Origin of the sequence: Bradyrhizobium sp. HKCCYLRH1034, assembly GCF_051168375.1 — a bacterium.
In the GTDB taxonomy this organism is placed as follows: domain Bacteria; phylum Pseudomonadota; class Alphaproteobacteria; order Rhizobiales; family Xanthobacteraceae; genus Bradyrhizobium.
Genome location: NZ_JBNPUW010000007.1, coordinates 389,142 through 404,625 on the forward strand (window position 1 = coordinate 389,142; position 15,484 = coordinate 404,625).

General features: G+C 64.4%; 13 protein-coding genes. 3 read left to right on the plus strand and 10 right to left on the minus strand.

Annotation, left to right across the window (positions count from 1 at the left end; all coding sequences use genetic code 11):
- Positions 1 to 91: 91 nt before the first annotated feature.
- The gene (locus ACQR0W_RS19485) at positions 92 to 457 is read right to left on the minus strand and encodes a DUF2946 family protein (protein WP_315711572.1); all 366 of its coding nucleotides are present in this window, start codon (positions 455 to 457) and stop codon (positions 92 to 94) included.
- 544 nt (positions 458 to 1,001) lie between these two features.
- The gene (locus ACQR0W_RS19490) at positions 1,002 to 1,847 is read right to left on the minus strand and encodes a metallophosphoesterase family protein (RefSeq protein WP_315750897.1); all 846 of its coding nucleotides are present in this window, start codon (positions 1,845 to 1,847) and stop codon (positions 1,002 to 1,004) included.
- A gap of 197 nt (positions 1,848 to 2,044) precedes the next feature.
- On the opposite strand from ACQR0W_RS19490, the gene ACQR0W_RS19495 reads away from it, so the two are divergent.
- The 3 genes from ACQR0W_RS19495 to ACQR0W_RS19505 are packed head-to-tail and all read left to right on the plus strand — an operon-like array spanning position 2,045 to position 5,631.
- On the plus strand, positions 2,045 to 3,067 hold the full coding sequence (locus ACQR0W_RS19495) for a sugar ABC transporter substrate-binding protein (protein WP_315711569.1): 1,023 nt from the start codon (positions 2,045 to 2,047) through the stop codon (positions 3,065 to 3,067).
- 10 nt (positions 3,068 to 3,077) lie between these two features.
- Positions 3,078 to 4,583 (plus strand): sugar ABC transporter ATP-binding protein, encoded by a 1,506-nt coding sequence (locus tag ACQR0W_RS19500; protein WP_315750895.1) that lies wholly within the window; start codon positions 3,078 to 3,080, stop codon positions 4,581 to 4,583.
- Between the two features lie 10 nt (positions 4,584 to 4,593).
- Positions 4,594 to 5,631 (plus strand): ABC transporter permease, encoded by a 1,038-nt coding sequence (locus ACQR0W_RS19505; RefSeq protein ID WP_315711566.1) that lies wholly within the window; start codon positions 4,594 to 4,596, stop codon positions 5,629 to 5,631.
- 166 nt (positions 5,632 to 5,797) lie between these two features.
- On the opposite strand, the gene mtnK is transcribed toward ACQR0W_RS19505, so the two are convergent.
- The 8 genes from mtnK to nuoL all read right to left on the minus strand — a co-directional run bounded on the left by mtnK (position 5,798) and on the right by nuoL (position 15,453).
- On the minus strand, positions 5,798 to 7,099 hold the full coding sequence (mtnK, locus tag ACQR0W_RS19510; RefSeq protein WP_410051242.1) for an S-methyl-5-thioribose kinase: 1,302 nt from the start codon (positions 7,097 to 7,099) through the stop codon (positions 5,798 to 5,800).
- Positions 7,100 to 7,200: 101 nt separating this feature from the next.
- Positions 7,201 to 7,476: a DUF1467 family protein gene (locus ACQR0W_RS19515; protein WP_315711565.1), complete on the minus strand. Its 276-nt coding sequence runs from the start codon at positions 7,474 to 7,476 to the stop codon at positions 7,201 to 7,203.
- Positions 7,477 to 7,491: 15 nt separating this feature from the next.
- Entirely contained in the window at positions 7,492 to 7,896 is a 405-nt protein-coding gene (gene mce / locus ACQR0W_RS19520; RefSeq protein WP_316170116.1) for a methylmalonyl-CoA epimerase, read from the minus strand.
- A 47-nt stretch (positions 7,897 to 7,943) separates the two neighbouring features.
- Positions 7,944 to 9,614 carry a ribonuclease J gene (locus ACQR0W_RS19525; RefSeq protein WP_316170115.1) on the minus strand — a complete coding sequence of 557 codons (1,671 nt, stop codon included), beginning with the start codon at positions 9,612 to 9,614 and terminating at the stop codon, positions 7,944 to 7,946.
- Positions 9,615 to 10,418, minus strand: coding sequence for a biotin--[acetyl-CoA-carboxylase] ligase (locus ACQR0W_RS19530; protein ID WP_315711562.1), 804 nt, complete (start codon positions 10,416 to 10,418; stop codon positions 9,615 to 9,617).
- Entirely contained in the window at positions 10,419 to 11,846 is a 1,428-nt protein-coding gene (gene nuoN / locus ACQR0W_RS19535; protein ID WP_316170114.1) for an NADH-quinone oxidoreductase subunit NuoN, read from the minus strand.
- Positions 11,847 to 11,875: 29 nt separating this feature from the next.
- The gene (locus ACQR0W_RS19540; RefSeq protein WP_315711560.1) at positions 11,876 to 13,384 is read right to left on the minus strand and encodes an NADH-quinone oxidoreductase subunit M; all 1,509 of its coding nucleotides are present in this window, start codon (positions 13,382 to 13,384) and stop codon (positions 11,876 to 11,878) included.
- Positions 13,381 to 15,453, minus strand: a complete 2,073-nt coding sequence (gene nuoL, locus ACQR0W_RS19545; RefSeq protein WP_316170113.1) for an NADH-quinone oxidoreductase subunit L — start codon at positions 15,451 to 15,453, stop codon at positions 13,381 to 13,383. Before nuoL ends, ACQR0W_RS19540 begins: the two co-directional genes overlap by 4 nt.
- Positions 15,454 to 15,484: the final 31 nt, after the last annotated feature.

Genomic DNA, 15,484 nt, shown 5'->3' on the forward strand with positions numbered 1-15,484 from the left:
GGCGCGTATCCGCACGGCTAGGGCCGAGCAGACAACGCAGGTCGTAATCTTGCGATTTGGAGATGAGGGCCGCACAGCGGCCAGCGCGGCGTCACGCTGCGGGCGGAGCCCTTGCCTGCGCGTTCGAGAAGGCCTTGGTCATCCGGCCGGCCGGATCACCGGCCCGCCACACGACCTCGCCCGAATCCCGTTGCGGCGTGGCGATGACGGACAGCTCCGGCCCATCCAGGGTGACCGGCTGCGCCAGGCAGCACAGCGAACAGCCGTGGAGCGCGGGCTTAGCCGGCGACTCGTCGTCCACCGACTGGGAACCGGGCTGGCTGTGGCAGATTTCGAGGCCGTGCAAGGGATCAGCCACGGCTGACGCGGCCGCCCAGGCAACGCCGATCGGCGCCAGGATCTGCACCATCAGTGCGATCAGCATGATCGGGAGAAACGCCTGCAGCCGCTGCCGCATGAAAGCCTGCCAAATGAACTGAATTGTTGTGCCCGAGCGAACGCCCGGAGTCGAGGTCGCGCAGGGCACAGTCAGCACATTTCGCCAGCGGTCGTTGATTAAGAACAATCCGCTACGCCCGGATGGGCCTTCGCGGGACGCCAGCCTCCAAGGTAATTCAGCACCTACCGCGAGAAGACTCGAAAATAAAGCTCGTCAATTGCAAGCACTTACCGATCATTTCAGGAAGTGCGCGAAATTTGAACAATCGTTGCCGAAAAGGATGACAAACGCCAAAAGATCGTCTACGAATTCGGGCCTCAGGCTATCGCTTGCGGAAGTCTGGTGGTCCAAGTCTCGGGAGGAGCCCTGGCGCGCAACAAGCAGCGTCACCCCGCTTAACAAGATCAAATCTGAACTTGCGGGATATCTAAAGGGTCGACACAATTTCCGAGCAGGGCCCGCTGCCCTGCTCTATTTTTTTGGCAGTCATCGCAGCGCGCCACAATATTCTCCGTTGACGGTATCGCGGGCCGCATGAACGCTGTCTGAACACGCAATCACCTCAGGCCATCGCAGCAGTCGCAAAGCACGACAACGGAGCGCACCACCGCGCCTTGGCCCTCGGCCATGGCAGTGTCACCGACAGCGGTTCGCGGCCAGTCACCGTCCAGCGCAACGAACCATCGCCGATCGTCAGGATGCCCGCCGCTTCGGCTGGATCGCCCGAGATGAACGTCTCCGTCAGCGACTGCAAGGTCAGATGCGGTGTGCCATCGACCGTTGTCAGCGTATTCCAATGAACGTGGCCGGCGAGTCCGACGATCGGGCACGGCGCATCCGCGATCGCCGCGCGGATCGCGTCGGTCTCGGCATAGGCCGCGTGTCCCGGATTGGCTTCGAAGTAGTAGTTGCCGGTCTGAGCATGTCCTGACAACGGCACGTGGCTGACGAGCAAGGTCGGCCGGTCATCCTGAGCGAGCAGCTGGACCAGCGCGTCGAGATCGCTCGCGGACAGGCGAAAGCCGCGCGTCGGCGTCAGACTCACGTCGGGCTGCCAGAACACACATCTGACATCACCGACGATCACCGCGCGCGATCCGCTCGGACGATCGAGGATCGCTTCATTGTCGGCGAGGCTGAGCAATGCGACATCATGATTGCCACTGACGTGATGATGCGTCGGTGCGAGCTTCGCGAAGCACATCGCGACATCGCTTTGCAGCAGCCGATCGCGCTCGGGATCTTCGTCAGAAATCCGGTCGCCGAGATCGATGACCGCATCGATGTCTTCGGCATTCACTTCCGTGACGAAGCGCTCGAGCAATTGCAGCGCCACCGATCCCCGCTTCGTGGGCGTATCCCGGCCGTGATGGATATCGGCGATCACGGCGATGCGCGTCGTTGCCAAAGGCTCTCTCCCAAAGCTGCGCTGCCGCGTACCACGGGCGCATCACGGTTTTCTGACATCGCGCGTGCAGCGCGAAGGTCACTCGGTGCAACGCACAACATCCGGCTGTGGCGTGATCAATGGGGTTGTGAAACACTGCTGCTCTCGGCGGCGCGATCAATGACGCCGCCGGACAACGATGGGACAGGGAGCACGGGATGTCCGGCACTAAGAAAACGTCCACGACGAGGCGCGATCTTCTCCAGGCGGCGACGGCCGCGGGCTCTGCGGCGGCCCTTCTCGCCGGCTTTGGCATCAATCCGGCGATGGCTGCCGAGATGGGCCGCTCCGAAAAGCCGCTCAAGGCAGCCTTCTCCAATGCCGGCTTGCAGGCGACCTGGTGCGCCCAGGGCAAGCAGGCCGCGGAATGGTGGGGCAAGCTGCTCAATGTCGAGGTGACCTGGTTCGACGGCCAGCTCGATGCGGTGAAGCAGCGCGCCGCGATCGACAACATGGCGTCGCAGAAGTGGGACTTCGTCGCGATCCAGGCGTTCGGCATCGGAACCCTGACTCAGCCGGTGCAGAAGATGATCGATGCCGGCATTCCCGTGATCGACATGGACACGCTGATCGCGCCGCTCGATCAGATCAACGTCCACTCCTTCCTCGCACCCGACAACGAGTTCATGGGCGCATCGGTCACGCAGGCTCTGGCGACTGCGATGGGCGGCAAGGGCAAGATCATCATGACGCAGGGCGCGCTCGGCCACACCGGCGCGCAGGGCCGCGCCAAGGGCTTCAACTCGGTGATCAAGCAGTTCCCGAACATCGAGGTGCTGGACACGCAGCCGGCCGATTGGGACGTGTCCAAGGCGGCACGGCTGTGGGAGACCTATCTCACGAAATATCCGCAGATCGACGCGGCGTTCTTCCACAATGACGACATGGCCCTCGCCGCCTACAACATCATGAAGGCGCGCAACCGCACCAACATCCTGATCGGCGGTGTCGACGCCATGCCGCCGGCGATCCAGGCGGTCAGCGAGGGCCGCATGTTCGCGACCGTGCGCAATCCGTCCTGCCGCATCCATGGCGGCGCGATCGTCGCAGGCGTCGCCGCGGTCACCGCCGGCGAAAAGAGCGGCCAGGGCATTCCGAAGCACGTCATCACCGACGGACCCGTCGTGACCAAGGCCAATGCCGCCGGCATGCAATGGATGGAGGATCACTTCCTGATCTGAAGTCCCTCCCATGTCGAACAGCCGCCCGCCTCTTCTGGAATTGCAGGACATCACCAAGTCGTTCGGCGGCGTCACCGCGTTGCGCGGCGTCGACTTTACTCTTCGCCCCGGCGAGATCCATGGTCTCGTCGGGGAGAACGGCGCCGGCAAGAGCACGCTGATGAAGATCATCGCCGGCGTGCACACCGGTTTCTCCGGCCGTTTCCTGCTCGACGGCCGCGAGGTTCATTTCAACTCCGTGCGGGACGCTCGCGCGGCCGGCATCGCGATGGTGCACCAGGAACTCAGCGTCGCGCCGGACCTCACCGTGGCCGAGAACGTGTTTCTCGGCAACCAGCCGACCAATGCGCTGGGCATCGTGCAGTGGCGTCGCATGGCACGCGAGGCCACCGAGCAGCTCAAGCGACTCGGCATCGACGCCGATCCGATGAGCCGGCTGGGAGATCTGCCGATCGGCGTTCAGCAGCTGATCGAGATCGCGCGGGTGCTGTTCTCCGGCGCGCGCATCATCATCCTGGACGAGCCGACCTCGGCGCTGTCGCCGCCCGAGGTCGAGCGGCTGTTCGCGGCGTTGCGCAGGCTGCGCGAGCAGGGCACCGGGATCGTCTTCATCTCACACTTCATCGAGGACATCCTGCTGATCTCCGACGAGGTCACGGTGTTCCGCAACGGCCGCAAGATCATGGAAACGCGTGCCGCCGACACCAGCAAGGCCGCGCTGATCGAGGCCATGATCGGCAAGGGACGCGATGCGCTGGAGGACAGCTACACCCACGACATCACCCTGCCCGCGCCGACGGCCGACAAGCCCGTGGTCGTCGAAGCCGACGGCCTGTCGCTGGCGCGCAATCTGAAGCGCGTCTCGTTCGCCGTGCGCGCCGGCGAGGTGCTCGGCATCTACGGCTTCATGGGCTGCGGCCAGCTCGAGCTGGCGCGCATCCTGTTCGGCAAGCTTGCGCCCGACGCCGGCGAGCTGCGCGTATCGGGCCAGCGCAACCGCTTCAAGAGCACGGCGGATGCGCGCCGCGCCGGCATCGCCTTCGTGCCGGAGAGCCGGCGCGACATGCTGTTTCTGCAGGAGCCCGTTTACAAGAACATCTCGATCAGCATCCTCGACCGCATCAACGCCGTGCTGCTGAAGCCGGCACATGAGCGTGCGCTGGCGAAGCGCCAGGTCGAGCAGCTGCAGATCCGGCCCGCGGATGTCGAGATCGACCTCGGCCTGCTCTCGGGCGGCAACCAGCAGAAGGTCGCGCTGGCCAAATGGCTGAGCCATCCGCCGCGGCTGCTGGTGCTGTGCGAGCCGACCCGCGGCATGGATGTCGGCGCCAAGAGCGACGTGATCGGAATCGTGCGGCAGCTGCGCGACCAGGGCATCGCCGTGATCGTGCTCTCGACCGAGCCAGAGACCGTGCTGTCGATGGCCGACCGTGTCATCGTGCTCAAGCGCGGCGAGGTCGTGCGCGAATTTGCCGGCGAAACCATCAGCAAAGACCGTCTGCTCGAGGCGGCGTAGGGAGATTGTCATGGCGCATGGCGAGACCGTTCCGATGCCGGAGGCGCCGTCGCGGCGCGCAGGCGGGGTCGCATCGCTGCTGCGCTCGCAGATGCGCAACATCGCGCCGTTCCTGACCTTGATCTTCCTCACGGCGTTCTTCGCGATCGCGAGTCCGTCCTTCGCCACGCTCGACAACGTTGGCAACATCCTGACCCAGGTGTCGGTCACCGGCATCATCGCGGTCGGCCTCACCTTCGTGATCCTGTGCGCCGAGATCGACCTGTCGATCGCCGCCATCGCCAACGTGACCGGCATCGCCGTTGCCTACTTCACGATGCAGGAGTCCTACGTCAACATCGCCAACGTGCCGATGCCCGGTTTTGTCGCCATCCTGCTCGCGCTGGCGCTGTGCGCATTGCTCGGCCTGGTCAACGCCTTCGGCCTGACCGTGATCGGCATTCCCTCCTTCATCATGACGCTCGCGATGATGCAGATCGCCGCCGGCATCTCGGCGATGCTGGTGCGCGGCCAGATCGCCTACAAGGTTCCCCCCATCATCACGACGCTCGGCTCCAGTTCCGTGGCGGGGGTGCCCTGGATCGTGATCGTGGCCGCCCTGATGCTGTTGCTCGGTCACCTCGTGCTGACCTACACGCGGTTCGGCCGCTACGTCTACATGGTCGGCGGCAACCGCGAGGCGGCGGAGTATTCGGGGCTGAACGTCAAGCTGATCCTCGGCAGCGTGATGGTGATCTCGGCCGTCTGCTCGGGGATCGGCGGCATGCTCGGCGTGGCGCATTTCGGCAGCGCGCAGCAGAATGAGTTCGACACCTACCTGCTGGATTCGATCGCCGCCGTCGTGGTCGGCGGCACCAGCCTGTTCGGCGGCCGCGGGGGCATCGGCAACACCATCGTCGGCCTGTTCGTGCTCGGCGTGCTCAACAACGGCCTCGACCACGTCAACATCGACAGTTTCCTGAAGATCCTGATCCGCGGCCTGATCCTGCTCGCCGCCCTGGTGATCAACGTCTATGCCCAACGGCTGCGGGCGAAGGCGGCGGATTGAGCGGGCTGCGACGCGCGCTGCCGTAGCCCGGAAGCGACATCCGCGATCACACGAGCCGTATCGGAAAACCCGGATGTCGCTTCGCTCATCCGGGCTACGAGCTCTTCCGCGACGTTGCGAGCGCAACTCGCTCCTCATAACGACGCAAAAAAACGAGGCGACGAAATTAAAGCCCCGGCTGCCAGTGGCGCAACTCGCGGGCAGCCCGCGTCACCGCCCCGATCGTCGTGAACGTCGTCGTCTCCACCATCAGCGACCGTGCCAACCGCAGTGCCCGCACCTCGCAGGTCGCGCGCCGCTTGGCGTCCTCGATCAGTTCGAAATCGATGTTGTGAGCGAGGCCGAGGATGCGACGAATGATCTTGGCTGCGGTGAAACCGATGGCGTCCTGGAACAATCTCGCCACGTAGGCCTGACGCTCGGTCTCCAGGCGTGCGGCGCCCGCTTCACCCGGAAACAGTGACCGCGGATACGCATCGCCGGTCGCCTCGCTGCGCCACAGCGCCAGGAACTTGTCCGCGAAACCGGACCAGACCTCATCGACTGCCGCCAGCACCCATCCCTCGAAGTGCTCCCGCTCGCCCGCCCGCTGCTCGTGTCCTTCGGACGCAAAATAGGCCATCAGCAGATTGGCGAGGACCGCACCGACGTCGAATCCCATCGGACCGTAGAAGGCGAATTCGGGGTCGATCACCTTGGTCTCGGTGTCCGTCACCATGATCGACCCGGTGTGCAGGTCGCCATGGATCAGCGCCTCGGCACACGACAGGAATTTCAGCTTGAGCCTGGAGATCGCGACGTGCAGATCGAGATCGCCGCGAATGTCGGCCGCGGTCGCGTCGAGCCACGGTGACGTCCAGCGATTCTGTTCGGCGATGCGATAGGGATCGGTGAAGATCAAATCCTCGGTGATCTTGCACAGCGCATGATTGCCGGCAAAGCTTGCGATCGCCTCCTTCTTCTCGGCGGCAGACAGTGCGAGGTCGGACGAGAAGAACAGCGTCCGCGCCATGAAGGTCGTGATGTGATCGACGAAGGCCGGATAGGTTGTGCCCGCGACCAGCCCCTTGCGCATGATGATGTGCGGCTCCAGCAACTCCATCGCCGTCAGCGCCAGCGCCGGATCATGATGAACGATGGCCGGCACGAGGCCGGGGGCAAGGCGGTTCTGATGCGTCAGCGCCAGATGCTCATAGTGGGCGCGTGACAGCGGCAGCGGCCAGCTCTCGCCGACCAGCCGCACGTAAGGCAGCGCCTGCTTCACCGCGAGACCGCCGGACGATCCCTTGACGATGAAGACCAGATTGAGGTTGCCATCGCCGACCTCGGTGATTGACCAGCGCTCGGCCGGTCCGCCGAGTTGCCCTGCAACTGAAGGGATCCCCGCGAGATAGTTTCGAAGATCAACCTCGTTCAGAATGCGATAGCCCGATTGCGTCCCGTTCCGGGCCTCGGCCGATGTCATCACGCGCAACCTCCCTGTCGGTCTTGTTTTGACCTCCTATAGCAAAAAAGCCGACGCACGTCCGCGCATCGGCTTCGAGAGAACGTTGTGCGATGCGAGCGGGGCTAGAACGGAATCCCCATCAGCCGCGACAGCCGCTCAACGCTGAGATAGCCGGCCTGATAGGCCACGAGTGACAGGGCGAAGATCGCGGCCGACAGCAGCGTCGTCCAGATCAGGCGCCGCCCCATTCGGCTGATCGTCGGCGCACCGGGGTCGGTGCCTAGCGGGCCTCCGCCGGACTCGTGCTGGCTGCGGATGCCGAACGGCAGGGTCACGAACAGCGTGACCCACCACATCACGAAGTAGATCGCGAGCCAGGTGGAGATCGTATAGGCCATGGTCGCCCCGCTGCCTCAGGCCTGCTCGATCTCGACGAGCGCGCCGGAAAAATCCTTCGGATGCAGGAACAGAACCGGCTTGCCATGCGCGCCGACCTTCGGCTGGCCGTCGCCGAGCACGCGGGCACCCTCCTTGATCAGGGTGTCGCGCGAGGCGATGATGTCGGCCACCTCGTAGCAGACGTGATGGATGCCGCCGTCCGCGTTGCGCTCGAGGAATTTGGCGATCGGTGACGCCTCGCCCAGCGGCTGGATGAACTCGATCTTGGTGTTGGGCAGAGTGACGAACACCGTGATCACGCCATGCTCCGGCAGCGGTACCGCCGCCGAAATCTCAGCACCGAATGCCGCGCCATAAATCCTGGCGGCCTTTTCGGCGTCCTTGACCGCGATGGCGACGTGGTTGAGCCGGCCCAGCATGACATCCTCCACTTCTTCTTTTTGAACGGCCGTTCAGCGGGCCCGCGTCAGACTTCCAACACATGGACGAGACAGATCGGCTTCTTGCCCCACTGCTCATTGACCGCCGAACGCACGGCCCGCCGGACGGATTCTGCCGCTGCGTCAGAATCGCGCCGACGCGCCCGCGGAAGACCTTCGAAGGTGGAAACGACAGCATCGAAGACGATGTCGTCCATCTCCTCGCCCGCCGCATTCTTCTCGGGGATGCCGACCATGTCGACCTCGGGATCGTCGGCCAGCTCGCCCTTCTCGGTGATGGCAAGCGCCACGAAGATGCAGCCGGCAAAGGCCATCTTGCGACGCTCGACCACAGCGCGCGACTTCGAATCCTCGACGATGCTGCCGTCCTTGTAGAGCCGCCCCGCCGGCAGTTGGTCGATGATTCCGGGATCACCGGGGCCGAGCTTGACGAGGTCGCCATTGCGGCAGGTGATGACCTTGGGCACGCCGCAGGCGCGCGCCAGCCTCGCGTGCTCGTGCAGATGCAGCGCCTCGCCATGCACGGGGATCAGGAGCTGCGGCCGCGTCCACGCGATCATGTCGCGCAGCTCGTCGCGGCGCGGGTGGCCGGAGACATGGACGAGATGGTTGCGGTCGGTGATGATCTCGATGCCCTGCTGCACCAGCCCGTTGATGACGGCGCCGACCGCCTTCTCGTTGCCGGGGATGGTGCGCGACGAGAAGATGACGGTGTCGCCCTTGTTCAAGGTGACCAGCGGATGATCGTCATTGGCGATGCGCGAGAGCGCCGCGCGCGGCTCGCCCTGGCTGCCGGTGCAGAGCGCGAGCACCTTGTCGGCCGGGAAATGGCCGTAGAGATCCATGCCGCGGAAGTTCTGCACGCCGTCGAGATAACCGGTCTCACGCGCGACCTGGACCACGCGTTCCATGGCACGGCCGACGATGACGACCTCGCGCTCGGCCTCGCGCGCCGCTTCGGCAACGGCGCGGATACGCGCGACGTTGGAGGCGAAGGTGGTCACGGCCACGCGGCCCTTTGCTTCCTTCACCAAAGCCGCGATCGTCTTGGCAACCTCGGCCTCGGACGGCGAGCGTCCCTCGCGCACGGCATTGGTGGAGTCGCCGATCAGTGCGAGCAATCCGGCATCACCGAGCTCGCGCAGCCGCCTCTCGTCGGTCGGCGCGCCCAGCACCGGCGTCGGATCGATCTTCCAGTCGCCGGTATGCAGGACAGTGCCGACCTCGGTGTGGATCGCCAGCGCGTGCGATTCAGGGATCGAATGCGCGACCGGAATGAACTCGACGTTGAACGGACCGATATCGACGCGGCCGCCGGAGGGGATCACCTTGACCGGGATCTTGGCTGGGAGGCGCTCGGCCTCGCACTTGGCCTCGAACAGTGCGGCGCTGAACTTGGTCGCGTAGATCGGGCATTTCAGCCGCGGCCACAGGTCTATGATCGCGCCGAAATGATCCTCATGCGCGTGGGTCAGCACGAGGCCGACGAGATTGTTGCGCTCCTTCTCCAGGAAAGCGACGTCGGGCATGATCAGGTCGATGCCCGGCAGATGCTCCTCGTCGCCGAAGGAGACGCCAAGATCGATCGCGAGCCACGAGCGCTGGTGGCGATTGCCGAGCCCGTAGATCGACAGGTTCATGCCGATCTCGCCGACACCTCCGAGCGGCGCAAATGTCAGTTCGTCGGGACGTGCCATCTAGACCGCTCCTTTGGATGCGACCGAGCCGAAATGAACATCACCGGCCGTGATCGGCTCCAATCGTCCCTCCGCGGTCCGCACCAGCATACAACCCTGTTCGTCGATCGTGTCGAAAATCCCCTCGATGATAGCATGTCCGGACCTGATGGCGACCGGCTGGCCGAGGCCTGCGGCGCGCTCGAGCCAGAGTTTCCGGATGTCACCGAAGCCCCGTCCCTCGTTCCAGATGCCGAAATATTCGACCCAGGCATCCGACAGCGCCGAGAACAGGTCCTCGGCGGTCACCTGGATGCCGAGGTCCGCCAACGACACCGCCGGTGTCGGGGTATCCAGCGGCGCCGCCACCACGTTGGTTCCAATACCGGCAACCACCGCAAGCCCTTGAGCCACCTGCTCCGCCTCGAGCAGCATGCCGACGATCTTGCGGCCGTCAGCCAGCACGTCGTTGGGCCATTTCAGCGCGAATGACGCGCGTGCTCCGGACCGCAGCGCGGCCTCGATGCTCACCTGGCGCAACGCGCTCTCGATGGAGAGGCCGGCGGCGAAGCCGAGTGTGGCTGCGATCGCAGGAGCCACGTTCAGCACTTCCAGCACGCTCGAGGCCAGATTGCCGCGCGGGGCGATCCACGGGCGCTGGCGCCGGCCGCGCCCGGCCGTCTGCTCAGACGTGACAAACCAGCACGGCGCCTTGCCGCCCTCTCGGGCCGACTTCAGCGCCTCGACATTGGTTGAGCCGGTCTGGTCGAACGTGACGAGTCGGTAGCCAGCCTTGTCAGCCTGGGACCCTAGCGCAAACGTCATCTAGAACAGCGACTTCGCCGCGGCCGCGGCCGCGCTGACCAGCGGGCCGGGATAGGCGAAGAACAGGATGTTGAAGACGCCGGAGATCGCGAGCACCGTGCGCAGCTCGATACGGACCGGATCGAGCGTCGGCAGCGGCTCGTCGAAATACATCGTCTTGACGATCAGGAGATAATAGTAGGCGCCGACCACGCTGGTGAGCACGCCGATCACCGACAGCGTGAACAGTCCGGCCTTGATGGCGGCGACGAAGACGTACCATTTGGCGAAGAAGCCGGCGAGCGGCGGCACGCCGGCCAGCGAGAACAGCAGCATCGCGAAGAAGAAGGCAAGCAGCGGATTGGTGCGCGACAGCCCCGAGAAGTCGCTGACCTTCTCGAACGACTGGCCGTTGCGCTTGATCGCCATGATCACGGCGAACGAGCCGAGCGTCATCGCGACATAGATCGCGATGTAGGTCAGCACGCCCTGCGCGCCCTCGACCGTACCGGCGGCGAGACCGACCAGCGCGAAGCCCATGTGGCCGATCGACGAATAGGCCATCAGGCGCTTGATGTTGGTCTGGCCGATCGCGGCGAACGAGCCGAGCGCCATCGAGGCGATCGAGACGAACACGATGATCTGCTGCCACTGGAAGGTGATGCCGGGAAACGCCGTCAGCGCGACGCGCGCGAACACGGCCATCGCCGCGACCTTGGGCGCGGAGGCGAAGAACGCCGTCACCGGCGTCGGCGCGCCTTCATAGACGTCCGGCGTCCACATGTGGAACGGCACCGCCGAGACCTTGAAGCACATGCCGGCGAACAGGAAGACGAGGCCGAAGATGATGCCGACGCTGCCGGTCTTGGTCACCGCCGCGATTCCGGCAAAACTCACCGTGCCGGTGAAGCCATAGATCAGCGAGGCGCCGTAGAGCAGCATGCCGGAGGACAGCGCGCCGAGCACGAAATACTTCAGGCCGGCTTCGGTCGACTTGACGTTGTCACGATGGCTGGCCGCGACGACGTAGAGCGCGAGCGACATCAGCTCGAGACCGAGGTAGAGCGTGATCAGGTCGCCGGTCGAGATCAGCACCAGCATGCCCAAGGTCGAGAGCAGCACGAGGATCGCATATTCGAAGATGCGACGATCGGGCTTCGACAGGAACTCCGCCGACATGATCAGGGTCGCGATCGAACCGATCAGCGCCAGGATCTTCAGGAAGCGCGCATAGCTGTCAGCGATGAAGCTGCCGCCGAAGGCCTGGCCGCCCGGCTGCCTGAGCACGAGGATGCCGACCACGATCAGCAGAGCGACCGCCAACCACGTGACGAGCCCCGTCGTCTCCTGCCCGCGAAACGCGCCCAGCATCAACAGCGCCATGGCCCCCACGGCCAACAACAGCTCCGGCAGCACCACCCAAAGCTGAGGCCCAAGATTCTCGATCATCGTCTGTGTCCCGACCCCTCAAGGTCTCATCATTGGAGCAGCGCGGCGGCCTTCACGGCCGTCACGGCGGTATTGTAGTTGTTGACGAGCTGCTGCACCGACGCCGCCGACATGTCGAGGATCGGCTTCGGATAAACGCCGAACAGGATGGTCAGCGCCACCAGCGGAAACAGGATCACGCCCTCACGCAGGGTGAGATCTTTGATGCTGGCGAGCGACGGCTTGGTCAGCGCACCGAACACCACCTTGCGGTAAAGCCACAACGCGTAGGCCGCCGAGAGGATGACGCCTGATGTCGCGAAGAACGCGGTCGGGATCGACACCTTGAAAGTGCCGAGCAGGGTCATGAACTCGCCGACGAAGCCGGACGTGCCGGGCAGGCCGACATTGGCCATCGTGAACACCATGAACACCAGCGCGTAGACCGGCATCCGGTTCACGAGGCCGCCGTAGGCCGCGATCTCGCGGGTATGCATGCGGTCATAGACCACGCCGACGCAAAGGAACAGCGCGCCCGAGACGATACCGTGCGAAATCATCTGGAACACGCCTCCGGCGACACCCTGCATGGTGCCCGCGAAGATGCCCATGGTGACGAAGCCCATATGCGCCACCGATGAGTAGGCGATCAGCTTCTTGATGTCCTCCTGCATCAGCGCGACCAGCGAGGTGTAGATGATCGCGATCGCCGAGAGCGTGAACACCAGCGGCGCGAAGTCGTGCGAGGCCAGCGGGAACATCGGCAGCGAGAAGCGCAGGAAGCCGTAGCCACCCATCTTCAAGAGGATCGCGGCCAGGATCACCGAGCCCGCGGTCGGCGCCTCGACGTGCGCGTCCGGCAGCCAGGTGTGCACCGGCCACATCGGCATCTTCACCGCAAAGGAGGCGAAGAACGCCAGCCACGCCCAGGTCTGCAAGGACCGCGGCACCGCCGTATGCATCAAGGTCGGAATGTCGGTCGTGCCGGCGTTCCAGTACAGCGCCATGATGGCGAGCAGCATCAGCACCGAGCCGAGCAGCGTGTAGAGGAAGAACTTGAACGAGGCGTAGACCCGGCGCGGACCGCCCCAGACGCCGATGATCAGGAACATCGGGATCAAGCCGCCCTCGAAGAACAGATAGAACAGCACGAGGTCGAGCGCCGAGAACGTGCCGACCATCAGCGTTTCCAGGATCAGGAACGCCATCATGTATTCGCGCAGCCGGTTGGTCACCGACTTCCAGCTCGCGATGATGCAGAACGGCATCAGGGCGGTGGTCAGGATCACGAACGGCAGCGAGATGCCGTCGACGCCCATGTGGTAGCTGATGCCGGCCGCCAGCCAGTTCGACTTCTCGACGAATTGGAAGTCGGTCTGGGCGGGATCGAAGCGCAGCACCAGGATCACCGACACCCCGAACGTGATCAGCGTGGTCCACAGCGCGATCCAGCGCGCATTGCGCCTAGCCGCCTCGTCGTCGCCGCGGACCAGATAGATCAGCAGCGCACCGACGATCGGCAGGAAGGTGACGACGGAGAGAATTGGCCAGGTGGTCATTGCTGGCCCCCCATGAACATGAACCAGGTGATCAGGCCGGCGACGCCGATCAGCATGGCAAAGGCGTAATGATAGAGGTACCCGGTCTGGATCTTGACGACGTTGCGCGTGATGTCGAGCACCCGCGCCGAGACACCGTCCGGACCGAAGCCGTCGATGACGAAGCCGTCGCCCTTCTTCCAGAGGAAGCGGCCGAGCCACTTCGCCGGACGGACGAAGATCACGTCATACAGCTCGTCGAAGTACCACTTGTTGAGCAGGAACTTGTAGAGCAGCGGCTGCTGCGCGGCGAGCTCCTCCGGGATGTCCGGACGTCTGACGTAGAAGATGTAGGAGACCACAAATCCCAGCACCATCATGACGAAGGGAAGCTGAGCGAGCCAGGCCGGCATGTGCTCCATGTCTTCGAGAATGTGCGGGTTCATCTTCATCGACTCGCCGAAGAAGTGCTCGACGCCATGGGGATCGGTGAACACGCCCTTGAACGGGAGGCCGGCCAGAATCGAGCCTGCCGCGAGCACGCCGATCGGGATGAGCATCCAGATCGGGCTCTCGTGTGCGGCATCATAATGATGCTGATCGTGCGGCGTGCCGAAGAAGGTCTTGAACACCAGGCGCCAGGAATAGAACGAGGTCAGGCCGGCGGCGACAATGGTGAGGAAATACGCGTAGGTCGCGAACGGATTGTGCGCGGCGTACGCGGCCTCGATGATCGCATCCTTGGAGAAGAAGCCTGCGAAGCCGGGGAAGCCGGTGAGCGCCAGGGTGCCGACCGTCATCACCGCGAAGGTGTATGGGATCTTGCGCCACAGGCCGCCCATGTTGCGGATGTCCTGCTCGTGATGCATCGCGTAGATCACCGAGCCAGAGCCCAAGAACAGCAGCGCCTTGAAGAAGGCATGCGTGAACAGATGGAACATGCCGACCGAATAGGCCCCTGCTCCCATCGCCACGAACATGTAGCCGAGCTGCGAGCAGGTCGAGTAGGCGACGATGCGCTTGATGTCGTTCTGCACGAGGCCGACGGTCGCAGCGAAGAACGCCGTGGTCGCGCCGAAGAACATCACGACGGCCTGGGCGTTCGGGGCGAGCTCGAACAGCGGCGACAGGCGCGCGACCATGAAGACGCCGGCGGTGACCATGGTCGCGGCATGGATCAGCGCCGAGACCGGGGTCGGACCTTCCATCGCGTCCGGCAGCCAGGTATGCAGCAGGAACTGTGCCGACTTGCCCATGGCGCCCATGAACAGCAGCAGGCAGGTCAGGGTCAGCGCGTCGGCATGCCAGCCGAGGAAGTTGATCGTCTTGCCGGCAAAGCTCGGCGCGGCGGCGAAGATGGTCTCGAAGTCGGTCGACTTCGCCAGCAGGAACACGGCGAAGATGCCGAGCGCGAAGCCGAAATCGCCGACGCGGTTGACGACGAAGGCCTTGATGGCGGCAGCGTTGGCCGACGGCTTCTGGAACCAGAAGCCGATCAGCAGGTAGCTCGCCAGACCGACGCCCTCCCAGCCGAAGAACAGTTGCACGAGGTTGTTCGCGGTCACCAGCATCAGCATCGCGAAGGTGAACAGCGACAGATAAGCGAAGAAGCGCGGACGGTTCGGATCCTCGTCCATATAGCCGATCGAATAGAGGTGGACGAGCGAGGACACGCTGGTCACAACGACCAGCATCACCGCCGTGAGCGTGTCGACACGCAGCGCCCAGGACACCTGCAGCTCGCCGGAATTGATCCAGGGCAACAGCTCTTTCACACCCGCCTCGTGGTGCATGAAGCCGACGCTGATCAGCATCGCCCAGGACAGGCCGGCCGACACGAACAGCAGCGCCGTCGTGATCACCTGCGCCGCCCAGGTGCCGGAGGCCGGCGGCTCGGCGACATGATGGTCGTCGTGTCCGTGGCCGTGATCGTCATGCGCGTGCGCGTCGGCGGCGCCGTGGTGATGACCGTCGTCGTGATGATGCTCGACCGTATCACCGCTCGGATGGCGCGCATGCGCGCCGAGCAGCGCGATCAGGCCGGCCAGGATCGCGCCCAGCAGCGGCAGAAAGACAATGGCCTGGATCATTCGCCCGTTCCCTTACGCATGACCTTGCCGG